This window comes from Vibrio sp. R78045, from assembly GCF_042466085.1.
GTDB lineage: Bacteria > Pseudomonadota > Gammaproteobacteria > Enterobacterales > Vibrionaceae > Vibrio > Vibrio cyclitrophicus.
Window position 1 is genome coordinate 604,732 of record NZ_JAXHBS010000018.1, and the last position, 23,045, is coordinate 627,776.

Genomic DNA, 23,045 nt, shown 5'->3' on the forward strand with positions numbered 1-23,045 from the left:
TAAGCAAAATCAACCAAAGAGCCGTTTATTTACCTAACGCTTCTTTGTAGTGCAGACGGCAAGCAGAAACATATTGGTCATTACCACCGATGGCCACTTGGTCACCTTCAGCAATCGCAACACCGTGCTCATCAGTACGAATCACCATATTCGCTTTACGACCACAGTGGCAAATCGTTTTCAGCTCAACTAACTTATCGGCCCAAGACAATAAGTAACGGCTACCTTCAAACAGCTCACCCAAGAAGTCAGTGCGCAAACCGTAGCAAAGTACAGGAATGTGCAGCTTATCTACGACTTCTGTTAGTTGGTAAACCTGCTCTTTCGATAAAAACTGACACTCATCGATCAAAACACAATGACGCTTTTCTTCTTCATTAAGTTTTTGGATAGCGTCAAACATATTAGTGTCGTTTTTAAACAGTTGAGCTTCAGATTGCAGACCAATTCGTGAGCTCACTTTACCAATACCATAGCGGTCGTCTAACGCTGCGGTAAAGATCACTGGCGTCATACCACGCTCTTGATAGTTAAAAGAAGATTGAAGAAGCGTTGTTGATTTACCCGCATTCATTGCCGAGTAATAAAAATACATCTGAGCCACAGAAATATTCCTGTTAATTAAAAGTTGAAGATAAAAGCAAAGGTGAAATTAAAGAATTTTTGCTATAAAAAAGGGCTGAAAATCAGCCCTTTTTTATAAAGTTTACTTACGACGCCAAGTCGTGCCTTCTGGACCATCTTCCAGAACAATACCCAACTCGTTCAACTTGTCACGTGCAAGGTCAGCGTTAGCCCAATCCTTTGAAGCACGAGAATCATTACGTAGCTTAATCAATGCTTCAATTTCTGCTACTTCGTCGTCATTACCAGCAGCATCACCTTTAAGGAAAGCTTCTGGGTCTTGATGAAGAATACCGATGATGTCGGCAAGTTCACGCATCAATGCACCGAGAGCGCTTGCTTTTTCAATACTTTCTGTCTTGATACGGTTAATATCACGAGCCATTTCAAACAGCACTGAATAAGCTTCAGGTGTGTTGAAATCATCGTTCATCGCAGTAGAGAAACGAGTTACATATTCTTCACCACCAGCCGGAGCTGCTGTTAGATCCAAGCCACGAAGTGACGTGTAGAGGCGTTCTAATGAAGCACGTGCTTGATTTAGGTTATCTTCACTGTAGTTTAGTTGGCTACGGTAGTGGCCAGACATTAGAAAGTAACGTACCGTTTCGGCATCGTAATGAGCTAGCACATCACGAATCGTGAAGAAGTTGCCTAATGATTTAGACATTTTTTCTTTGTCTACCATTACCATACCACTGTGCATCCAAGTATTTACATACTGAGTACCATGTGCGCAGCAAGATTGTGCAATCTCGTTTTCGTGGTGAGGGAATTGTAGATCTGAACCGCCGCCGTGGATATCGAAGTGATTACCAAGAATAGAAGAGTTCATTGCTGAACATTCAATGTGCCAACCTGGACGACCTGGACCCCATGGCGATTCCCACGTAGGTTCACCTGGCTTAGACATTTTCCAAAGAACAAAATCTAATGGGCTGCGTTTTGCAGAGTCAACATCGACACGAGCACCAGCTTGAAGCTGATCTAAGTCTTGCTTTGAAAGCTTACCGTATTCATCGAACTTCTTAACTTCGAACATCACATCGCCATTGCTTGCTACGTAAGCAAAGCCGCGTTGAATTAGCTTTTCTACTAACTCAATGATCTCAGTGATGAATTCTGTTGCACGAGGCTCTACATCTGGGCGTTTCATATTCAATGCATCGAAATCTGCATGCATTTCACCAATCAAGCGCTCAGTTAAAGAATCACAAGACTCGCCGTTTTCGTTAGCGCGTTTGATGATCTTGTCATCGATATCAGTAATGTTACGAACGAAGTTCAAATCGTAACCAAGGTAACGAAGGTAACGAGTTACTACGTCGAAAGAAACGAACGTACGGCCATGACCAATATGACAGAGATCGTATATGGTTACCCCACAGACATACATACCGACTTTGCCAGCTGTAATTGGTTTGAATTCCTCTTTCTGTCTTGTGAGCGTGTTATATATCTTCAGCATGATCTCTATCTATTTTATGGATTAATCAAAAATAAGCTCGCAGTATAACAAGTCATACCTTAATAGGTAATCCCCCAAAGCAGGAATTACCTCAAACATCTGAGTTAAGTGAATGATTTGGTGATTTGAAAGTCCGCCAACATGCGCTAGAATTCGAACTTCATATTAAAAAGACAGTAAGGTAACAATCATGATCATCCTTCACACAAATTTTGGTGACATCAAAGTTCAACTTAACGAAGAAAAAGCACCAGAAACAAGCGCAAACTTTCTACAGTATTGCCGTGACGGTTTCTACGACAACACACTATTCCACCGTGTTATCGATGGTTTCATGATTCAAGGCGGTGGCATGACTTCTGGCCTTAAAGAAAAAACGACTCGCGCTACAATCAAGAACGAAGCAAACAACGGCCTAGCTAACAAAGTAGGTACACTTGCAATGGCTCGTACTATGGAACCACATTCAGCGAGCTCTCAGTTCTTCATCAACGTGAACGACAATTCTTTCCTAAACTTCCGTAGCGAAAGCCTAGACGGTTGGGGTTACTGTGTATTCGCAGAAGTTGTTGAAGGTATGGACATCGTAAACAAGATTAAAGGTGTTAGCACTGGTTCTATGGGTATGCACCAAGATGTACCTCTAGAAGAAGTGATCATCACTGGTACTACAATCGAAGCTTAATTACTCGCTTTCGATTAGTATTAATCATTACCATTGGTGAACCGATAAATCAGGATACAGGGAGCGAATCGCTCCCTTTTTTAGACCTATGAAAACATATTTTATATCAGATCTGCACTTAGCCCCGTCGCGACCAGACATCACAGATTGTTTCTTAACCTTCATGAAAAACGAAGCCGTAGAAGCGGATGCACTGTATGTACTTGGTGACCTTTTCGAGTTCTGGATTGGTGACGACGATACGAGCGATTTCGCTACTTCCATTCGCCAAGCATTTATTGATCTAGTTAACACTGGCGTGCCTTGTTATTTCACTCAGGGCAACCGGGACTTTTTAGTTGGTAAAAAGTTTGCCAAACAAACGGGCGTCCAACTACTAGATGAAGTTTCAACGATCGATATCTATGGACAAAAAGCCGTGGTATTACACGGTGATACCTTGTGCACTGAAGATGTAAAGTATCTCGCCTTCCGTGAAAAAGTACATCAGCCCTGGCTACAATGGGTATTCAATAGAATTCCATTCTTTATCAAAAAGAAAATTGTTTCTAAGGTTCAATCCGATATCAAGGACGACAAGCAGACTAAGTCTTTAGACATCATGGACGTAACACAACAAGAAGTTGAAAATGTGATGGCGCAAAATAATGTAGATCTCATGATCCACGGTCACACGCACCGCCCAGACATTCATAGGTTCAATACCAATAGTTGCACTAAAACTCGTATCGTACTTGGTGATTGGTACACGCAGGGCTCAGTTCTGGTATTCACTCCGCAAAGTTTTGAACTACAGAATCGTGAGTTTAGCAACCGCTTTTAACGTCACTCCTCATCTTTCACATTGATTATTATTATGGGTCAGACTTTCTAAGATTGTAGATGGTAATTTTTCTCCAATTAGCTATTATCTCTGTATCAGAACTAAACCGAACACAGTACGAAGTTGAAATATTCATATGTAGCGCGTCAGCCAATACTCGATGCTGACAAGAAAACCATAGGTTACGAGTTGCTATTCAGGGACGGTCCTAAGAACACTTTCCCTGAAGTAGAACCGGAACTCGCTACAAGCCGCTTGCTTTCCGATCACTTCCTATCAACTCACTATAATACGCTTGGTGATAAGTTGGGGTTCGTGAATTTTCCTTATGCAAGTCTGATTAACTTAGTCCCTACCCTCTTTCCGAAAGAAAGCCTCGTTGTTGAGGTTCTTGAAGATTGTGAACCAACGGACGAATTGCTTGAAGCGATCAAAACCATTTACGACGCGGGTTATACCATCGCGTTGGACGACTTTGTGCCAAGCAAAGCATGGAAACGTTTCTTGCCTTACGTATCTATCATTAAATTTGATATTCGTTTGATCTCAATAACAAAAGCATCAATGTTCATGAACTCTATGAGAGAATTGGATATCAAGTTTCTTGCCGAAAAAGTTGAAACTTACGATGAGTATCAAGAAGCGAAACAAGCCGGATTTTCTTATTTTCAGGGTTACTTCTTCAGTAAACCGGAAATGATCCAAACTCGCGCACTTAGTCCTGCTTTTCTGACTATCGTTCAGTTACTAAAAGAAATAGCCCACGATCCTATCGATTTCAGTGAAGTCGAACGTTTGATCACATTGGATGTAACACTCTCTTATAAGCTACTCACCTACGTAAACTCTGCGGGCGGTTCAGCGACGACTATCCGTTCATTTCGCCAAGCACTCATTTACCTTGGGGAACAGAAACTGCGTAAGTTCGTTTCACTAGTGGCAATCGCATCTGCGAAAGAAGATAAACCGGATTCACTTTATGGTTTAGCGGTACTGCGCGCTCGTCAATGTGAACTGTTAGTAGAAAAGATGAATGTGAAAGTTGAACCTGGACAAGCCTTTTTAACCGGCATGTTCTCGCTACTCGATTCACTCTTTGATCAGCCTTTAAAGCAAGTATTGGACTCAGTACCCATCGATGAAGAGATCAAACAAGCTCTTATTCAGCGTAAAGGTGTACTTGGTGCGATCATGGCGATGGTCATTGCGTACGAGCAAGCTCGCTGGGATGAAGCGACACGCATTCGTAAGCTGCTCAAACTGAGCGAAGCAGACCTCGGACAAGCGTATGATGAGGCCACTACTTGGGCTCAAGATCTGTTATCACCTTCATTGAAATAATACACTCCCTACAAAAACAGCAATAGAAACTAAGCTTTGGTGAGCGATCGTTTCTTGCTAAACTCCAATGCATTCATTTATGGCCTCTTAATCGAGGCCATTTTTACAGGAACTGACTATGTCTTTATGCCCTTGTGGTAGCAAAAATACTTACCAACAGTGCTGTGAACCCGCACATCTTGACCACAATTCAGTCGAAACACCTGAACAATTGATGCGCTCACGCTATTCTGCACATGTACTTGGTTTGGTTGATTATGTGGTTGCTACTTACCACCCGACTTGTAATGCAGAAGCGCAGAGAGAAGGTATTGCTGAATCCATTGATAGTGATTGGGCGGGTTTAGAAGTCATCGATACTGCCGCAGGTTCACATGAGAACGAAGGCTTTGTTGAGTTTAAAGCTTACTTCAACGACGGGGTTGAGCAGTTCTGTATGCAAGAACGTTCTCGCTTTGTTCGTGAAGACGGTATTTGGTTCTACATTGATGGCGCTTTCCCCAATCAAGAAAATGAACAAGAAGACGCAACACAACCAGAGATAGATCCTCGCCTAAACCAAACTGTAGAGAGCTTCAAGATCGGCCGCAATGACCCGTGTATTTGTGGTAGCAGTAAGAAGTATAAAAAGTGCTGCGGCTAGCTCATGTGTCTAGGAAGTTAGATTAAGAGGAGAGTTTCCTGATGTCGCTTAGACTCCTCGGAATGACGAGGCCTAAAGTCGAAGAGATATGCTCAAGAATTGAATGCTAAAAAAGCCCCGTAAACATAATTGTTTAAGGGGCTTTTATTTATCTGTTACGTAGTCGATTAATCTAAAGAGAGCTTACTTATGGCGCTCTTTTAATTTGTTCACCACATCGTTCATCGATAAGCCTTGGTCTTGTAAAAGAACCATCAAGTGGTAAATCAAATCTGCTGATTCACACACTAATTCCGCCTTATCGCCCGACGTCGCCGCAAGCGCGACTTCAACGCCTTCTTCGCCCACTTTTTGCGAAATACGCTTGGTGCCACGGGCATATAAACTTGCAGTATAAGAAGACTCAGGGTCTGCGTCCTTGCGGGCAGCCAGTAGCTGCTCAAGCTGATGAAGCCACACCATCTGTGTTTCTTCTTGTTTGTCTCCATCCCAACACGTTGTTGTACCTGTGTGGCACGTTGGGCCAATGGGATTTACCTTAACAAGTAAAGTATCGTTATCGCAGTCCAAAGCGATGTTTTTCAGTTGCAATACGTTGCCCGACGTTTCACCTTTCGTCCAAAGACGCTCTTTAGTACGAGAGAAAAACGTAACATTGCCAGTTTCACCGGTTTTCTCAAGTGCTGCAGGGTTCATGTATCCCATCATTAACACTTGGCTAGATTGGTAATCTTGAACAATGGCAGGAACTAAACCATCTACTTTTTCCCAGTTAATACGCTCTGATAATGCGCCTACTGTTGTTTTTGATAAGCTTGCGGTTTCAAAACTCATAGTCGCACCTCTACATCTTGTTGTTTTAAATACTGTTTAAGTTCACCAATATTGATGACTTGTTTGTGGAATACCGAAGCCGCTAGTGCCCCGTCCACGTTTGTCTTCTTGTAGGCTTCAGCAAAGTGTTCCATCGCACCTGCACCACCAGACGCAATCAAAGGTACATTACACACTTCGCGTACCATGTTTAACTGATCAATATCGTAGCCATTACGAACACCATCTTGGTTCATCATGTTTAACACAATCTCACCTGCGCCACGCTTTTGTACTTCCTTCACCCAATCTTTGGTTTCCCACTTGGTTGCTTTAGTACGCGCTTCATCGCCAGTGAACTGGTAAACCTGATATTTACCGGTATCTTTATCGAAGTATGAATCGATACCAACAACAATACACTGCACGCCAAACTTATCAGCAAGGTCAGTAATCAGTTGTGGGTTAGCCAATGCAGGCGAGTTAATTGAGACTTTATCTGCACCAAACTCAAGAATGCGTGCTGCATCTTCCGCTGACTTGATACCACCAGCCACACAGAAAGGAATATCAATCACTTCTGCTACGCGTTTCACCCAGCTTTTATCGACCACACGTCCATCACTTGATGCAGTGATATCGTAAAACACTAATTCATCAGCGCCCTCTTCTGCATAGCGTTGTGCTAGCGGAACGATGTCACCAATAATTTCGTGGTTGCGGAATTGAACGCCCTTAACCACTTGCCCATCACGGACATCCAAACAAGGGATTATTCGCTTTGCCAGCATGCAAATGCCTCCTCTGCGGTGAATTTGCCATCAAGCAGTGCGCGACCAACAATCACACCCGCAACGCCGCTGCCTTTCAGAGCTTCGATATCAGCTAGGCTGCCAATGCCACCCGATGATTGAAATTGTACTTGTGGGTACTGCTTACAAAGGTCAATGTATAACTCTACGTTTGATCCTTCTAGCGTGCCATCACGTGAAATATCTGTACAGAGAACGTGTTTGAGGCCAACCGTTAGGTAATCTTCAATTAGCGCTTCGATGGTCACACCTGAATCTTCTTGCCAACCTGAAATCGCCACTTTACGTGTGCCGTTTTCATCAATGTTGATGTCCAGAGCAAGTACGATTTTTTCAGCGCCGTATTTTTCCATCCAACCTTTCACAAGTTCAGGTTGTTTAACAGCAGTCGAGCCAACCACAACGCGCTGTGCGCCGGCTTCTAGCAAATCAATTACATCTTGTTCATTGCGAACACCACCACCAATTTGAATATTGGCTGGTGTGCTTGCAAGTAGCTTGGCGATTAAGTCTAGCTGGCGAGCTGTTGTATCTTTTGCGCCGGTTAAGTCTACTAGGTGAAGCCAACCTGCGCCTGCTTGGTGATACAGATTAAACTGCTCTGCTGGGTCTACTTTGTATTCTGTTACTTGCCCGTAATCGCCTTGGAATAAGCGAACTACTTGGCCTTCAATTAAATCTAATGCGGGAATAATCATTTACATTCCTTATAGGGCAGCGTTAGCCGATGCCTAATCCTTATTACAGTTCCAAGAAGTTTTGAATCAATTTAGAGCCTGCTTTTGACGAACGCTCTGGGTGGAACTGAACACCATAATAGTTGCCACTTTGAACGGCAGCGGTAAACGGATTGCCGTAATCACATTGTGCGATTGTGTAGTCACCTACTGGCATTGCAAAGCTATGTACGAAGTAAAAATACTCGCCTTCTTCAATGTCTTTAAATAGCGGGTGATTCGGTGTTGCGGTTACAGTGTTCCAACCCATGTGTGGTAGTGGCAAATCCCCCGTTTCAAGCAAGCGAACTTCGCCATCACACAAACCTAAGCATTCCACTATCTCGTCGGCTTTTTGGCCTTTCTCTTGAGACAGTTTACCTAACAGTTGCATACCTAAACAGATACCAAGCAGAGGCTTCTCGACTTGCTTAACAAGGCTAACGAGGTCACGCTCTTGCAAATTCTTCATTGCCTCACTTGCTGTACCTACACCGGGTAGGAATAACTTATCGGCAGCTAGAACAACTTTTGGTTCTTTCGAAATTTCAACTGCGTAGCCCAGACGTTCAATCGCAAACTTCACTGAGGAAACGTTGGCACAACCAGTATCAATAATAACGACTTTTTGATCTTTCATTGTTTTTCCTTGCTAACGTTAGCCTTACAGTACGCCTTTGCTGCTTGGTAACTCGTTACCTTCAACTTTAATTGCTTGACGAAGAGTACGACCAAACGCTTTAAATAGGCTTTCAATGATGTGGTGGTCATTATTGCCATTAGAAGAAAGGTGTAGCGTACAAGCTAGCGTATCGGTTAGAGAACGGAAGAAGTGAACCACCATCTCAGTCGAAAGATCACCCACTTGTTCGCGGCTGAACTTAGCATCAAATTTCAGGTATGGGCGGCCAGAAAGGTCTAGTGCACACTGCGCCAAACATTCATCCATTGGTAGACTGAAACCAAAGCGGCCAATCCCACGTTTATCACCTAGCGCATCTTTAAGTGCTTGGCCTAGAGCTAAAGCCGTATCTTCTACTGTGTGGTGATCATCAATGTGTAGATCGCCTTTCACAGTTAGATTCATCTGGAAACCACCGTGTGTCGCGATTTGATCAAGCATGTGATCGAAGAAACCCATGCCCGTATCGATCTTGTTGCCACCGGTTTCATCAAGGTTTACTGCAACCTTGATATCAGTTTCTTTAGTCGTACGAACCACTTCAGCAACACGTGCATTAACCGTCAGATCTTTAACAATCTGTGGCCAGTTAAGCGTACCTTCCGTTTCCGCATCTGGGCCATATTGAATCCCGCGAATTGCCATGTTCTCAGCAAGTTGAAGATCAGTCATTCGATCGCCAATCACAACAGAATGTTGAAAGTCGACTTTACCGCCCTGTAGATACTCTTTAACCATACCCAACTTAGGCTTGCGGCAAGAGCAGTTGTCTTCGTCAAAGTGAGGACAAATAAGCACGTCGTCAAACTTAACGCCTTGAGACTCGAAAAACTCCATCATCATATTGTGTGGTGCATCGAAATCTTCTTGTGGGTAGCTATCGGTACCTAAACCATCTTGGTTAGTCACCATCACTAAACGGTAGCCCGCATCTTGCAATGTTAACAAGCTAGGAATCACGAGCGGTTCGAATTTTAATTTGTCTAAACGGTCTACTTGAAAATCGACTGGCGGCTCAACAATTAAGGTGCCATCACGGTCTATAAAAAGTATTTTCTGTTGTTTACTCACTTGAACTTCCTTTTAATTTTAAATCTGGTGGCCTAGCTAAAATCAACCGCTAACCCAAATGTCTGATTCATTGGCCAGCTATGTTGATTAAACACAACTGTCCAATGTGATTACTGGTAAGCCTTCGTTACTGAAAAAAGTTACGAATGAATCCAAGTGTCTTTTCGCACTCTTCTCGATTACCAATACTAATACGAACACAATCTTCAATTGGCGAATTACGCAAGATGATGCCAGTGTCCCATGCCGCTTTGAACAATTCGTCACCGTTAGGGAATTTAACCAATAAATAGTTACCCCAACCATCAAATACCGTTACTTGAGGTATACCAAGTAGGCCAGCTTGTAAATAAGCGCGATTAGCACTTAAATCGAGAACTTGAAACTTAGCTCTTGCTAAACCTTGCTCTGAAAGGGCTTGAACCGCAATGTCAGCAACAGGGATTGGCACTGGGTATGGTGCAATCACTTTCAACAGTACATCGATAAGCTCTTTGTTTGCTAGCGTAAAGCCACAGCGTAGTCCCGCTAATGCGAAAGCTTTGGAAAGAGTACGCAAAATCGCTAAATTCGGATATTGAGCAAGCAAATCGACCGTTGACGCTTCAGGGCAGAAGTCGATATACGCTTCATCCATCACCACAATCGCTTTGTCTTGCGTCATTTCAAGCAATTTAATGATGTCTTTACGATCAACTAAGTTACCCGTTGGGTTGTTTGGGCTACAAACAAATATCACTTTCACGTTGTCTAGTTGAGCTTCAATAGAGGGAAGATCTAATTGCCATTCAGAGGTCAGAGGCACCACTTTACGTTCGACACCAATGGTTTCGGCGCTGATCGCATACATACCGTAAGTGGGTGGACAGTAAAGAATTGCATCTTCGTTTGGCTCACAGAAAGCGCGAATCAGTAACTCAATGCCTTCGTCAGCCCCACGTGTTGTCAATGTTTGCTCTGGTGTTACACCTGCATATTGTGCGTAAGCATCGATTAATTCTTTTGGCTGACATTCACTGTAGCGGTTAAGGCGAGTCAGATTTAAGCTGTACTCGTTATCAAACGGAGATTCATTGGCGTTCAACCATACATCTCCGCTACCGCCAATGCGTCTTGCAGACAAGTAAGGTGTTAGAGCCTGAACTTGTTTTCTTGCTAACTTTTCCATGCTCCGCCCCTACTTCGCTCTATTTAACTTTTCAACTCGGATAGTCACAGCACGCTTGTGAGCATCCAAACCTTCGGCTTCAGCCATCGTCACCACTGTTGGTGCTAGACCTTTCAAGCCATCGGCTGTTAGTTCTTGTACTGTCATACGTTTAGAGAAATCTGCTAAACCTAGGCTCGAATACGTTTTGGTGTAACCGTAGGTTGGCAATACGTGGTTTGTACCTGATGCATAATCACCTGCAGACTCTGGAGACCAGTCACCCAAGAATATTGAACCTGCATTATCTAGCAACGACAACAACTCACGTGGATTCTTGGTTTGAACAATTAAGTGCTCAGGACCGTAGAAGTTCGAAATTGCGATAGCTTGAGTGATTGATTCTGAGATGATAATCAAGCTAGATGCTAATGCTTGCTGAGCGATGTTAGCGCGAGACAACTCTTTCAGTTGTTTCTGCACCGCATCCGTTACTTGATCAGCAATAACCGGAGACGGCGTAACCAAGACAACCTGAGAATCAGGGCCGTGTTCCGCTTGGCTCAATAAATCCGCAGCGATGAAGTCTGCATCTGCAGTTTCATCTGCAATCACCATCACTTCTGATGGACCAGCAGGCATGTCAATTGCAGCACCACGGAAGTCATTGCTGACTTGGCGTTTCGCTTCCGTTACATAGGCATTACCCGGGCCGAAGATCTTATCGACTTTAGCCACACTCTCGGTACCGTAAGCCATTGCCGCAACCGCTTGACCACCACCAACGTTGTAAACCTCGTCGATCTTACAAAGCTTAGCGACATACAAGATTTCATCAGCAATTGGTGGAGGCGAACACAAGACAACTTTACGACAACCCGCAATCTGAGCGGGTACACCTAACATAAGAACCGTTGACGGAAGTGGCGCACTGCCACCAGGAATATAAAGACCAACCGTATTAATCGCGCGCGTTACCTGCTCACACAAAACGCCAGGTTGAGTTTCAACCTTAATTGACTGAGGCTTCTGAGCTTCATGAAACTTGGCAATATTGCTATAAGCTTGCTCTAGCGCTTGCTTCATTTCTGGTGTTAGACGAGCACACGCCTCTTCAATCTCATTCGAAGTAACTCGAATTGATTCAGGAGTCACACGATCGAACTTTTCAGTCAGTTCTTTGAGTGCGGCGTCGCCTTCATTTCGTACTTTTGCAATAACATCAGAAACAGTCGCTGTGATGTTTGCACCTTCAGTAATAGCTGGACGCTCTAATACCGAGTCTTGCTGTGATTCACTTAAAGATTGCCAAACAACGGTTCTCATCGTCACTACCCCATCATTTTTTCGATTGGTAATACTAGAATCGAGCTTGCACCCAACTCTTTCAGCTGTTCCATAGTTTCCCAGAACAAGTTCTCAGTACTTACTAGGTGAACGGCAACTTTGTCTTTATCTGTAGATAGAGGAAGAACAGTAGGATCTTCAGCTCCAGGCAATAGCGCTTTAATTTGCTCTAATTGAGACGTTGGTGCGTGAAGCATGATGTACTTCGACTCTTTCGCTTGCTGAACACCTTGCATACGAGTCAGTAGTTTTTCAATTAATGCTTCTTTGTCTGCATCAAATTCGCCGGTGCGTTGAATTAACGTTGCTTTAGATTGAAAAATAGCTTCTGCTTCTTTTAGGCCATTCGCTTCTAGCGTAGCGCCTGTAGAAACCAAATCTGCGATAGCGTCCGCTAGTCCAGCTCGAGGTGCTACTTCAACTGAGCCTGTTAGCATACAAGTGCTGAATTCAACACCCTGCTCATCCATGTAGGCTTTTAGTAGTTGTGGGTAGGTTGTTGCAATACGTTTACCCGCTAGGTCTTGTGGGCCGTTGTATTCTTCATCTTTGTTGATAGCGATAGAAAGGCGGCAACCACCGAAATCTAAACGACGTAGTGTGCGAAATTGCGATGGCTCTTTTAGAGCAACGCGGTCTAGGCGAACTTCTTCTAGCTCATTTTCACCAATGAAACCTAGGTCAACCACACCGTCCATGATAAGACCTGGGATGTCATCATCACGAACCAGTAACAAGTCGATTGGCATATTAAGTGAATGAACCACTAGGCGCTCACCCATGATGTTAAATTTAACACCACATTTTTTAAGTAAGTCTTGGCACTCTTTACTTAAGCGACCTTTCTTTTGAATTGCGATTCTTAGGCGTTGTGTCTGCATTGCTGTATCCCTGTGCAAATATTTGAATTTATTGATTATTTAAAAGTGCTAAAACTAAAAAACCCTCGGAAGACTTTGTCGTCCCGAGGGTTTAAATCTAAATTCTTTGACTTAACCTCCGGGAGAATTCTTGCTCCCGGGTATACGTAAATCTCCCCGAAAGACTAGATAGGGTGATGATGGTGATGAATGTTCATTACTAATTTACGCATACTTATAAGCTCTTAGGTTGTTTGCTGTCTTGTCTCCACACTAACTAAGCTGACATCCTTTTTCAACCATTTATTCGAACTTTTTTCACTAAAACTCAAATTAATTTAACAGGTACAAAAAAGGGAAGCCGCAGCCTCCCTTTTCATTATTCAATCAGATGATGATTAGCTGTTGCACGTCGCCATTTTGCAGCGAGAGAAATAAGCCAATGCAAAGCATACAGCAACAAACGTTAGAGACGCCGCACCAAATGCGATGCCAGTTGATGATGTCATACCTAAGGTAATGAAACCAACACACGATACGAAGGCCACAGACAGCGCATAAGGAAGCTGAGTCGATACGTGGTCAATGTGGTTACAACGAGCACCGGTAGAAGAGAGAATCGTCGTATCAGAGATTGGAGAACAGTGATCACCAAACACAGAACCCGCAAGAACCGCACTTAACATAGGCAGAATCAGAGCGATGTCAGAGGCTGCAGCCATGTCACCCGCGATAGGAAGCATGATACCAAATGTACCCCATGATGTGCCTGTCGAGAATGCCATCAGGCCAGCAAGAAGGAACAAAATAACAGGTAGCCAGTGGTAATCAATGTTACCTGTTGCTAGAGACGAAAGGTAAGAACCGGTTTTCATGTCACCGATAACAGAACCGATAGTCCATGCAAACACAAGAATCAGGATAGCGCCAAACATAGAGCTAGCACCGATCCACATTGTTCTTGCGATATCAGACATTGGCAGCTTTTGCTTAAACACTGTCGCTAGCGCAACAAGCAGGCCAACAACACCACCGTAAACAAGAGACTTGCCTACATCTGTATTTTCAAACGCACCAAGCAAGTTGAATGCTTGACCGTCAGCGGTAAGCGCTTGACCACCGGTATAAAGCATTGCAGCTACCGTCGCTACGATTAACGATACGATTGGCATAACGAGATCAGAGACAGAGCCGTTTTCACTCTCTTGAATGTCTAGCTCTTCATTTAGGTCGTGAGCTTGCTTTTGATCGTTGTCACCTTCAAAGCCACGGCCTTGAGATGCTTCGATCTCATGTTCACGCATTTTACCAACATCTAGACCGAACCATGCAACGGCAAATACCATTAATAGTGCGAACACAGCGTAAAAGTTCATCGGGATAAGACGAACGTAAGCACCCAATGCTGAGTACTCTGTCACACCGTGTGTTACTAAGATGCCACCAATAATAGTAATGATGTAAGCACCCCAGCTAGAAGCCGGCATGATCACACACATTGGAGCAGCAGTAGAATCCAGAATATAAGCAAGCTTAGCGCGAGATACGTAAAAGCGGTCTGTAACAGGACGAGAGATAGCACCTACCGCTAAGCTGTTGAAGTAATCATCAACAAAAATGAACACACCCAAGAAAGCAGCAAGTAGTTTTGAACCACGTTTGCTCTTAACACGAGACTGGGCCCACTCAGCGAATGCTCGAGTACCACCAGATAATGTTAATAAGGCGGTTGTCATTCCAAGAATAATTAGGAATGCGACGATGCTCATGTTCCAGGTATTAATGCCACCATCTTCGATGAAAACACCAGAAGCTTTAGTAAACACGTAGCTAGCTGCGTTACCTACTGAGTAATCAGCAAGTAAAATCGCACCCATAACGATACCGACACCCAAGGAAACCAGTACACGGCGGGTAACAATAGCGAGAGTTAAGGCCACAAGGGGAGGAAGCAAAGATAAAGGCGATGTTGCAAAATCTATTAAATTCATGATCTTCAAAAACCAGTTTTTTATTTGGCTAGAGATCTACTGCAGACAAACTTGATACGGCTTATCAAGCTCATGTTGAACTAAGCGAAAGGGAAGTGAACACTTCACCCAACCCTACAGTAGCGCTCCATAGTTTAAAATTAAGACTATGGCAGTGTTGTACCTATTGAGCACAACCCCAGCAAATTGCTTAGATATACAATTTACTTCGGCAATTAGACCTTTCATTCCCGTTCATTGGCATCACCCCAACGAAAACTACTTTTTATAATTGCACCTCTACGTGCGATAACATTATTAACCGTTGAAACCAAAGTTTAACAACAAATCAACCAAAGCATCGCATCAGGTAGCCGCAATTGTACTCATCAAGGGCAGCATTGCAACATATCATTCCGACAAAAATAGTTTTTTGTTAATGAAGTAATCAATAGAAGAATAGTCAACTTAAGGTAATTACTCCACCAGTCACATATCAGTTTTTTAGATATTCTTAATAATTATTATAAATTCACTAGGAGTTCGCCTTTTCATTTTCAACTATTCATCTCAATTCTTTATTTAAATATGTAATAGAAGAAATACTATTTGTTTTATTCCTAGGCTCTGTTTATTATTAGGAGGATTATTTAGTTTACCTTGATGGGAAATATCATGTCTGAATTAACAAAAACTTTATTAAATATCCGCAGCCTTCGTGCATTCTCACGTGAATTAACTCTTGAGCAACTTGAAGAAGCGCTAGACAAGCTGACTATTGTTGTACAAGAGCGTCAAGAATCTGAAGCTGAAGAACGTGCTGCTAAAGCAGAGCAAGAAGCTAAGCTTTCTGCTATCGCTGAACAAATTGCAAAAGACGGAATTGATGTTGCTGATCTTATCGCTGCACTTTCTGGCGAAGCAAAATCTAAAACGACAAAAGCTAAACGTGCTCCTCGCCCAGCTAAATACAAATATGTAGATGCAAACGGCAACGAGAAAACTTGGACAGGTCAAGGCCGTACGCCTTCAGCTATCCAAGAACAACTAGATGCTGGTAAATCTCTAGAAGAGTTTGCTCTTTAACGCATCGTGTTTGCTAAGTGAATAATCAATAACACACTAAGCAATAGAATTAATATTTAAGTCGACCAAAGTATTATTTACGGCTTGAATATATTCAGAAACAAAAAAGGCTCCTTTCGGAGCCTTTTTTATATTTTGTTATTCGTTACTGGATTTGATAAGTACGACACCTTATCTTTCCCAGTAAGCTTCTTCTAAACTGTCTTCTCTTTCAGGAAGACCACGAGATAAACGTGGAGAGTGTTGAACTAACACTTCATAACTTGCTCGGTTTGAATATTTACAAACTTGCGAGAAAGACGAATACGTCAAAAATGAATGTTGGTGCTTACTTGAGTTAGGCACGTTTTCTTTGTGGTATTTATTCGCAGCCATATCATGCAATAAAGCCGATAACGCAGCATCACCTGCACCATTGGTATTCTTGATCTTTTCAGGGCCACCCATATAAGGTGCAATGTGCGAATAGATCTTAGTCGGGTTGTCACATAAGTTTTTATGAGCAGGACGGCTAAACTCGTAACGGTTAAATTCCGCAATAGAACCCGGTAATAGAGGTAAAGACGTTTCACGCTTTGCGGCGTCTTCTGTGTAACCCGCCATAAATAGGCCAACAGGGCCTGCAGTACATAGAACTAAGTCAACCCACTCTAGCGCTTTGTCAGAAGCGGCAAGAGGATCACTTTCACCAGTTAACGCTTCCGCTTCGTCTTCGTTCATTGCAACAACTGTTACATGCTGCTCAAGGAAATCTTTCCAAAACTCTGGATCATCTTGAATAACGAATTTAGTTCCCAACGTTAATACAACGGGTACATCATATTTCTTCGCGTACTCGATCGCTTTCATTGTTGCATCAGGCATTGGGTCGCCAGGTTTACAACGAACTAAATAAGCGGTTAATACCAAAGCAGAAGCACTTTTGAAGATCTTTTCAGGAATACTCTCAGGTTTTAGTTGGTTCATTTGACCTTCGCTAATTGCGAAAGTACGTTCACCATCTTCAGTAATTAATGCAAAGCAGCGACCAATTGCGCCATCTACCCCTTGTAAATGATTCAGATCCATTCTGCTTGATGTATTACATAAATAACGATAACCATAGCTACCAATCTTAATATCTTGGCTCATTACACCTAGCAGCGTTGAACGGTCATCTGCCAGCACTGAATAGTTGTGTAATGTATTGCCGATCGTACCACCAGCATATTCATTGGTAATCAAGCACTGCTCTTTTAATTCTTGATATAAAGACTCTGCAGCTTCGTCACCGATGACTAGCGAATGTCCCTTACTTAAGCCATATTTTTCGATTAGCTCAGAACTCACTTTCGCTTCGATATCCACCAATGTTTGGTCAATGCCGATAATATGAGTACGTGACATTCTTTTACTAGTTTGAGCTTGGCTAACTAAAGGGTCACGAGCGTGAACCGGAAAATAGTGCTTTGATTTACGTTGTCCAGGGAATTTCATAGGGCTAGTCTAAGTCAAGGGGAAATAGGTGGCGGATTCTACCGCGCAATATTTAACGCGGCAATCTTTCAAACTATAGCAAACGTTTGCTGTACTATTTTTTTATTCGCCTTCCATAAAGCTTAAATCAGGCAGCATACCCAAATGCTCTGCATAACGTTTTTGATTGAACTCTGCACCATTTTTCATTACATCAAATACTTCAATAGCCAGTGCACATGCCATAGCCGCAATTGCTTCTTCACGCGGTGTACCAGTCATCATTAAACGCATCAACGTCTCTTTCACTTTCACTGGTTCGCCATCCTCAAGCTGGTTCTCGATGATCTCAATCAGCTCTTCTTCTTGCATAAATTCATTTTGTTCAGACATTTTTTTATCTCAGGTCTTGGATTTCGAGCGACTATGCCACATATACTTCTGACATCCTAGCGACTCACCTCGCTCTCATGCGATTCTCTAACAAAGTCAGCGCACTATTTGTGCAAATGAAACTGTGATTCCGGTCTCGGATCTGTCACGGCGTTTCTCTTTCTGTTAGAATCTGCGACCAAGTAATAGTAACGGTGTTTAGACATGTCAGATATCAGCTCTGGAAACAGCGAAAAGAAAGTAATTGTCGGTATGTCCGGCGGTGTAGATTCGTCAGTATCGGCGTATCTTCTTCAGCAACAAGGCTATCAGGTAGAAGGCCTTTTCATGAAAAACTGGGAAGAAGACGATAACGAAGAATACTGCACGGCAGCTGAAGATCTTGCTGATGCTCAAGCGGTATGTGACAAATTAGGTATCCACCTTCACACTATCAACTTTGCCGCAGAGTACTGGGACAATGTATTCGAATACTTCCTTGCTGAGTACAAAGCAGGTCGTACGCCAAACCCAGACATTCTTTGTAATAAAGAAATCAAATTCAAAGCATTCTTAGAGTTTGCAGATGAAGTATTAGACGCAGACTACATTGCGATGGGTCACTACGTTCGTCGTACTTTTCCTACTCAAGAAGAGCTAGACGCTGGTGTGAAACCAGAAATGCTACGTGGCCTAGACAGCAACAAAGATCAAAGCTATTTCTTATACACATTAAGCTCAGACCAAGTGGCACGCAGCCTATTCCCAGTTGGTGAATTAGAGAAACCTGAAGTGCGACGTATTGCTGAAGAACAAGATTTGATTACAGCAAAGAAAAAAGACTCAACGGGCATCTGCTTTATTGGTGAACGTAAGTTCACTGAATTCTTAGGCAAGTACCTACCAGCACAGCCGGGTAACATCGAGACACCTGAAGGCCAAGTAATTGGTCAACACCAAGGTTTGATGTACCACACATTAGGTCAACGTAAAGGCCTGCATATTGGTGGCACCAAAGGTGGTGGTGGTAATGAAGAACCATGGTTTGTTGGTGAAAAAGATCTGAAGCGTAATGTGCTGATCGCAGTACAAGGTAAAGACCACCCTCTTTTGAAATCAGAGGGTTTGATTGCTTCTCAGCTTCACTGGGTAAATCGCACACCAATTACTGAAGTTATGACATGCACGGTAAAAACTCGTTACCGTCAAACCGATATTCCTTGTACAATCATCCCAATTGATGACGAGAACATTAAGGTTATTTTTGATGAACCACAGATTGCTGTGACCCCTGGTCAATCGGCAGTATTCTATCTAGACGACGTTTGTCTTGGTGGTGGTATCATCGAAAAGCGCATCTAACTATTATCAAACGAACGATAGAAGACAACTAGGAGTTACTACGTGGCTAATACACTTTATGACCGTACTATTGCTTTCGCCGGAATTTGCCAAGCTGTGGCTTTGGTTCAACAAGTAGCGAAAGACGGCCATTGTGATAAAGATGCCTTCGAAGCTTCACTCAGTGCTATTTTGAATACCAATCCGGTGAATACTGTGGGCGTATTTGGACGTGAAGCGAACCTAAAGCTTGGCCTTGAGTGCTTAGTAAAAGGTATCGATAGTACTCCAGCTGGTAGCGATATCACGCGCTACATCATCAGCTTGATGGCGCTTGAGCGTAAACTATCTTCTCGTAACGATTCGATGTCTCAACTTGGCGACCGTATACAAACGGCAGAACGCCAAACTGAACACTTTGATCTGTTTGACGAGCAAATGATCAGTAACTTAGCGAGCATCTACCTAGATGTTGTGAGTCCTATCGGCCCTCGCATTCAGGTATCTGGGACACCATCAGTACTTCAACAGACGTCGAGCCAACATAAGGTTCGTGCGCTTCTTCTATCAGGGATTCGAAGCGCTGTACTTTGGCGCCAGGTTGGCGGTAAACGTCGCCACCTAATCTTCGGTCGTAAGAAGATGATCGAGCAAGCTCAAATCTTATTAGCTCGAATGTGATTTATTAGCTCGCGCCTCGTCGCGAGCTTGTTTTTTGTATCAACACAACTCTCACGCAAACGTTTGCGCAATGTGCGTGACAATTGAGATTGTTACTGGTATAAACCTCTCAAAATTTAGAAAACTCAATTCAGGAGAACACCATGGAACTGTCAGCATTGACTGCTGTTTCACCAGTAGACGGCCGTTACGGAAGTAAGACTATTGCACTACGCAGCATCTTTAGTGAATTTGGCCTACTAAAATACCGCTCTATCGTTGAAATTCGTTGGTTACAAAAGCTTGCACAAACTGATGCAATCGCAGAAGTACCAGCGTTCAGTGCAGAAGCTAACCAGTTTCTTGATGAACTAGCAGCTAACTTCAGTGAAGAAGACGCTCTGCGTATCAAAGAGATCGAACGCACGACAAACCACGACGTTAAAGCGGTTGAATACTTCTTGAAAGAGAAAGTAGCTGGCGTTCCTGAACTTCACGCAGTAAATGAATTCATTCACTTTGCATGTACTTCTGAAGACATCAACAACACATCTCACGCACTTATGCTTAAAGAAGCTCGTGACACTGTGATTCTTCCAGAAATCCGTAACGTAATTGATGCTATCAAAGCACTTGCGAACGAGTACCGTGATATTCCTCTATTGTCTCGTACACATGGTCAGCCAGCTTCTCCTTCTACTATGGGTAAAGAGATGGCTAACGTTGCGTACCGTATGGAACGTCAATTCAAGCAAATCGAAAACGTTGAGATCCTAGCGAAAATCAACGGCGCTGTAGGTAACTACAACGCACACCTTTCTGCATACCCAGAAGTTGAATGGCACAAGTTCAGCGAAGAGTTCATCACTGAATCTCTTGGCGTAACTTGGAACCCGTATACAACTCAAATCGAACCTCACGATTACATCGCTGAGCTATTCGATGCAATTGCTCGTTTCAACACGATCCTTCTTGACTTCGACCGTGACGTTTGGGGCTACATTGCTCTTGGTCACTTCAAGCAGAAGACTATTGCTGGCGAAATCGGCTCTTCTACTATGCCGCATAAAGTTAACCCAATTGACTTCGAAAACTCTGAAGGCAACCTTGGTCTAGCTAACGCAGTATTCAGCCACCTTGCACAAAAACTTCCAGTTTCTCGCTGGCAGCGTGACCTTACTGACTCTACGGTTCTTCGTAACCTAGGTGTGGGTGTTGGCTACGCAATCATTGCATACACTTCGACTCTGAAAGGTATTAGCAAGCTTGAAGTTAACCGTGCTGCGCTACTTGCTGAACTAGACAAGAACTGGGAAGTATTGGCTGAACCAGTACAAACAGTAATGCGTCGTTACGGCATCGAGAAGCCATACGAGAAGCTAAAAGAGCTAACTCGTGGTAAGCGTGTAGATGGCGAAGGCATGCGTGCATTCATCGATGGTCTAGAGATCCCTGAAGACGAGAAAGTTCGCCTAAAAGAGATGACTCCAGCGAACTACATCGGTCAAGCAATCGAGCTAACTGACAAGCTGTAAGGTTCGAATTTCGAATCACAGAATAGACTAAGGCTTCCCATGTGGAAGCCTTTTTGTTGCGTATAACAAAGAACCTTGAACTATCGCTCGCGTCCTAAGTAAAAGAACAGCCGTAAATCAAACCTGACTTCCCCAACTAGCCCACCCCATTCAAATACAGCAAGCCGCATTAAACAAACATCCTTAAACGCCAAGACCAAAAAAGGCCTCCCGAAGGAAGCCTTTAGAATACATATTGCCGCTTAACGACAGCAGTTTGTGTTGGAGCTTACATGTTGCGTAAAGACGCAATACGCTTATCTAACGGTGGATGGCTCATTAGTAGCTCAGTAAGAGACTTCTTACCGTTGATACCAAACGCCATCATAGAACCTTCTAGTTGTGGTTCGTGGCTCACCTTTAGACGCTCCAGAGCGGCAATCATCTTCTCTTTACCCACTAGGTTCGCTGCACCTGCATCGGCATGGAATTCACGATGACGGCTGTACCACATCGTAATGAAGCTTGCTAAGAAACCAAATACCAATTCCAACACCATAGACACACCGAAGTACACCATCATGTTGCTGCCGCCCTCTTCTTCGTTGTCATTCGACGCAACAATGTTAGCGATGAAACGAGATAAGAAGATAACGAACGTGTTCACAACACCCTGCATTAACGTCATGGTCACCATGTCTCCGTTCGCAATGTGGCTAACTTCATGCGCTAATACTGCTTCAGCTTCATCACGCGTCATGTTGTGTAGAAGACCTGTTGATACTGCGACCAATGAATCATCACGCTTAGCACCCGTCGCGAATGCATTGATGTCTGGCGAGTCGTAGATCGCCACTGTTGGCATACCAATACCAACTTGTTGAGATTGACGGCTTAACGTCTCCATCAACCAATGTTCTGTTTCGTTACGTGGGCTTTCAATGACCATGCCGCCTACTGAGCGTAGTGCCATTTTCTTTGACATCATTAATGAAATGAATGAACCGCCAAAACCAAATACTGCAGCCATTAACAACAAGCCTGAAAGGCTTCCTGGTTGCATACCTGTAACTGCATATACAATATTAAGAACAACACTTAGTACCAATACAACCGCAAGGTTGGTTGCAAGGAACAACATTACTCGCTTCATTACTTATCTCCGCATGAAAGCTATTTTTATAAAACTTATTGTTATAGGCAAGGCAGACAGCAATTGATTCCAGCCTTGAAGACTTATACTTACTTATACATATAGTCTTAGATTAAGAAAACAAGGTTAAGCATTAAATTGCAACATTTGATTACGAGATTGTAGCCGCGTTAATTATGGTCTATTAGACCTAAGTCGTATGGTGTCGATATAACAATCCGTTTACAGTGACTTCAGATGATTTATTGGCTAGTCCATGTACAAAAAGGGAACGATCATGGTTGAAGGTACTAACACTCAAATGGCTATCGATTTACTGTGCTGTCACCTAGGGATTACTGAAGAAGAAGCGAAAAAGCAGATTGGAATTCTAACACCGCAAACGGCTCAGGCAGAAATCACAGAAACACAGCAAGCGCTAATGGGACTAACAAAAGAACATTGATCCTAAGCTTGCTTATG

23 protein-coding genes, 1 riboswitch and 1 other annotated feature are annotated in these 23,045 nt (G+C 43.2%); of the genes, 9 read left to right on the top strand and 14 right to left on the bottom strand.

Going from position 1 to position 23,045, the window contains the following annotated elements:
- Window positions 1-25: 25 nt before the first annotated feature.
- A complete protein-coding gene (locus tag SJY39_RS24475) occupies window positions 26-604 on the bottom strand; it encodes a thymidine kinase (RefSeq protein WP_004734584.1) in 579 nt (192 codons plus the stop codon).
- 102 nt (window positions 605-706) lie between these two features.
- The gene (cysS, locus tag SJY39_RS24480) at window positions 707-2,092 is read right to left on the bottom strand and encodes a cysteine--tRNA ligase (RefSeq protein WP_010440031.1); all 1,386 of its coding nucleotides are present in this window, start codon (window positions 2,090-2,092) and stop codon (window positions 707-709) included.
- Window positions 2,093-2,282: 190 nt separating this feature from the next.
- Between cysS and SJY39_RS24485 the strand changes: the two genes are divergently transcribed.
- The 4 genes from SJY39_RS24485 (at window position 2,283) to SJY39_RS24500 (ending at window position 5,584) form a co-directional block, all read left to right on the top strand.
- Window positions 2,283-2,777 carry a peptidylprolyl isomerase gene (locus SJY39_RS24485; RefSeq protein ID WP_010440028.1) on the top strand — a complete coding sequence of 165 codons (495 nt, stop codon included), beginning with the start codon at window positions 2,283-2,285 and terminating at the stop codon, window positions 2,775-2,777.
- Window positions 2,778-2,865: 88 nt separating this feature from the next.
- On the top strand, window positions 2,866-3,600 hold the full coding sequence (lpxH, locus tag SJY39_RS24490; RefSeq protein WP_010440026.1) for a UDP-2,3-diacylglucosamine diphosphatase: 735 nt from the start codon (window positions 2,866-2,868) through the stop codon (window positions 3,598-3,600).
- Window positions 3,601-3,723: 123 nt separating this feature from the next.
- Window positions 3,724-4,941 (top strand): EAL and HDOD domain-containing protein, encoded by a 1,218-nt coding sequence (locus SJY39_RS24495; RefSeq protein WP_010440023.1) that lies wholly within the window; start codon window positions 3,724-3,726, stop codon window positions 4,939-4,941.
- 118 nt (window positions 4,942-5,059) lie between these two features.
- Window positions 5,060-5,584, top strand: a complete 525-nt coding sequence (locus SJY39_RS24500; protein ID WP_016768565.1) for a YchJ family protein — start codon at window positions 5,060-5,062, stop codon at window positions 5,582-5,584.
- A 183-nt stretch (window positions 5,585-5,767) separates the two neighbouring features.
- On the opposite strand, the gene hisIE is transcribed toward SJY39_RS24500, so the two are convergent.
- From hisIE to SJY39_RS24545, 9 genes are all read right to left on the bottom strand, one after another.
- Window positions 5,768-6,418: a bifunctional phosphoribosyl-AMP cyclohydrolase/phosphoribosyl-ATP diphosphatase HisIE gene (gene hisIE, locus SJY39_RS24505; protein ID WP_010440017.1), complete on the bottom strand. Its 651-nt coding sequence runs from the start codon at window positions 6,416-6,418 to the stop codon at window positions 5,768-5,770.
- Window positions 6,415-7,188 carry an imidazole glycerol phosphate synthase subunit HisF gene (gene hisF / locus SJY39_RS24510; protein ID WP_010440014.1) on the bottom strand — a complete coding sequence of 258 codons (774 nt, stop codon included), beginning with the start codon at window positions 7,186-7,188 and terminating at the stop codon, window positions 6,415-6,417. The genes hisIE and hisF overlap by 4 nt, the downstream gene beginning before the upstream one ends.
- Window positions 7,170-7,907 carry a 1-(5-phosphoribosyl)-5-[(5-phosphoribosylamino)methylideneamino]imidazole-4-carboxamide isomerase gene (gene hisA / locus SJY39_RS24515; RefSeq protein ID WP_010440012.1) on the bottom strand — a complete coding sequence of 246 codons (738 nt, stop codon included), beginning with the start codon at window positions 7,905-7,907 and terminating at the stop codon, window positions 7,170-7,172. Before hisA ends, hisF begins: the two co-directional genes overlap by 19 nt.
- Before the next feature lie 43 nt (window positions 7,908-7,950).
- Window positions 7,951-8,565 (bottom strand): imidazole glycerol phosphate synthase subunit HisH, encoded by a 615-nt coding sequence (hisH, locus tag SJY39_RS24520; RefSeq protein WP_010440008.1) that lies wholly within the window; start codon window positions 8,563-8,565, stop codon window positions 7,951-7,953.
- Between the two features lie 24 nt (window positions 8,566-8,589).
- Window positions 8,590-9,678, bottom strand: coding sequence for a bifunctional histidinol-phosphatase/imidazoleglycerol-phosphate dehydratase HisB (gene hisB / locus SJY39_RS24525; protein WP_016793113.1), 1,089 nt, complete (start codon window positions 9,676-9,678; stop codon window positions 8,590-8,592).
- 127 nt (window positions 9,679-9,805) lie between these two features.
- Window positions 9,806-10,846, bottom strand: coding sequence for a histidinol-phosphate transaminase (gene hisC, locus SJY39_RS24530; RefSeq protein WP_010439993.1), 1,041 nt, complete (start codon window positions 10,844-10,846; stop codon window positions 9,806-9,808).
- Between the two features lie 9 nt (window positions 10,847-10,855).
- Window positions 10,856-12,157 carry a histidinol dehydrogenase gene (gene hisD / locus SJY39_RS24535; protein ID WP_016793112.1) on the bottom strand — a complete coding sequence of 434 codons (1,302 nt, stop codon included), beginning with the start codon at window positions 12,155-12,157 and terminating at the stop codon, window positions 10,856-10,858.
- Complete coding sequence (gene hisG, locus SJY39_RS24540; protein ID WP_016768563.1) at window positions 12,157-13,053, bottom strand: ATP phosphoribosyltransferase; 897 nt, start codon at window positions 13,051-13,053, stop codon at window positions 12,157-12,159. The genes hisD and hisG overlap by 1 nt, the downstream gene beginning before the upstream one ends.
- 53 nt (window positions 13,054-13,106) lie before the next feature.
- Window positions 13,107-13,242 (bottom strand) — a sequence feature (His leader region).
- 188 nt (window positions 13,243-13,430) lie between these two features.
- Entirely contained in the window at window positions 13,431-15,023 is a 1,593-nt protein-coding gene (locus SJY39_RS24545; RefSeq protein ID WP_010439990.1) for a Na+/H+ antiporter NhaC family protein, read from the bottom strand.
- A 112-nt stretch (window positions 15,024-15,135) separates the two neighbouring features.
- A riboswitch (Lysine riboswitch) is annotated at window positions 15,136-15,313 on the bottom strand.
- Between the two features lie 364 nt (window positions 15,314-15,677).
- Between SJY39_RS24545 and SJY39_RS24550 the strand changes: the two genes are divergently transcribed.
- Window positions 15,678-16,088, top strand: a complete 411-nt coding sequence (locus SJY39_RS24550) for an H-NS family nucleoid-associated regulatory protein (protein ID WP_010439989.1) — start codon at window positions 15,678-15,680, stop codon at window positions 16,086-16,088.
- Between the two features lie 171 nt (window positions 16,089-16,259).
- Here SJY39_RS24550 and SJY39_RS24555 read toward each other — a convergent pair whose 3' ends face one another.
- Window positions 16,260-17,564, bottom strand: coding sequence for an inosine/guanosine kinase (locus SJY39_RS24555; protein WP_010439988.1), 1,305 nt, complete (start codon window positions 17,562-17,564; stop codon window positions 16,260-16,262).
- Between the two features lie 102 nt (window positions 17,565-17,666).
- The gene (locus tag SJY39_RS24560) at window positions 17,667-17,936 is read right to left on the bottom strand and encodes a hypothetical protein (protein ID WP_010439986.1); all 270 of its coding nucleotides are present in this window, start codon (window positions 17,934-17,936) and stop codon (window positions 17,667-17,669) included.
- A gap of 204 nt (window positions 17,937-18,140) precedes the next feature.
- Between SJY39_RS24560 and mnmA the strand changes: the two genes are divergently transcribed.
- From mnmA to purB, 3 genes are all read left to right on the top strand, one after another.
- A complete protein-coding gene (gene mnmA / locus SJY39_RS24565) occupies window positions 18,141-19,277 on the top strand; it encodes a tRNA 2-thiouridine(34) synthase MnmA (protein WP_010439984.1) in 1,137 nt (378 codons plus the stop codon).
- Between the two features lie 42 nt (window positions 19,278-19,319).
- On the top strand, window positions 19,320-19,937 hold the full coding sequence (gene hflD / locus SJY39_RS24570; protein WP_010439981.1) for a high frequency lysogenization protein HflD: 618 nt from the start codon (window positions 19,320-19,322) through the stop codon (window positions 19,935-19,937).
- Between the two features lie 143 nt (window positions 19,938-20,080).
- On the top strand, window positions 20,081-21,451 hold the full coding sequence (purB, locus tag SJY39_RS24575) for an adenylosuccinate lyase (RefSeq protein ID WP_016768562.1): 1,371 nt from the start codon (window positions 20,081-20,083) through the stop codon (window positions 21,449-21,451).
- A 268-nt stretch (window positions 21,452-21,719) separates the two neighbouring features.
- Here the strand turns inward: purB and htpX are convergent, their stop codons facing one another.
- Window positions 21,720-22,583, bottom strand: a complete 864-nt coding sequence (gene htpX, locus SJY39_RS24580; RefSeq protein WP_029203061.1) for a protease HtpX — start codon at window positions 22,581-22,583, stop codon at window positions 21,720-21,722.
- Window positions 22,584-22,839: 256 nt separating this feature from the next.
- Here htpX and SJY39_RS24585 point away from each other — a divergent pair, with 256 nt between their 5' ends.
- Window positions 22,840-23,028: a hypothetical protein gene (locus SJY39_RS24585; RefSeq protein ID WP_133126295.1), complete on the top strand. Its 189-nt coding sequence runs from the start codon at window positions 22,840-22,842 to the stop codon at window positions 23,026-23,028.
- Window positions 23,029-23,045 lie beyond the last annotated feature (17 nt).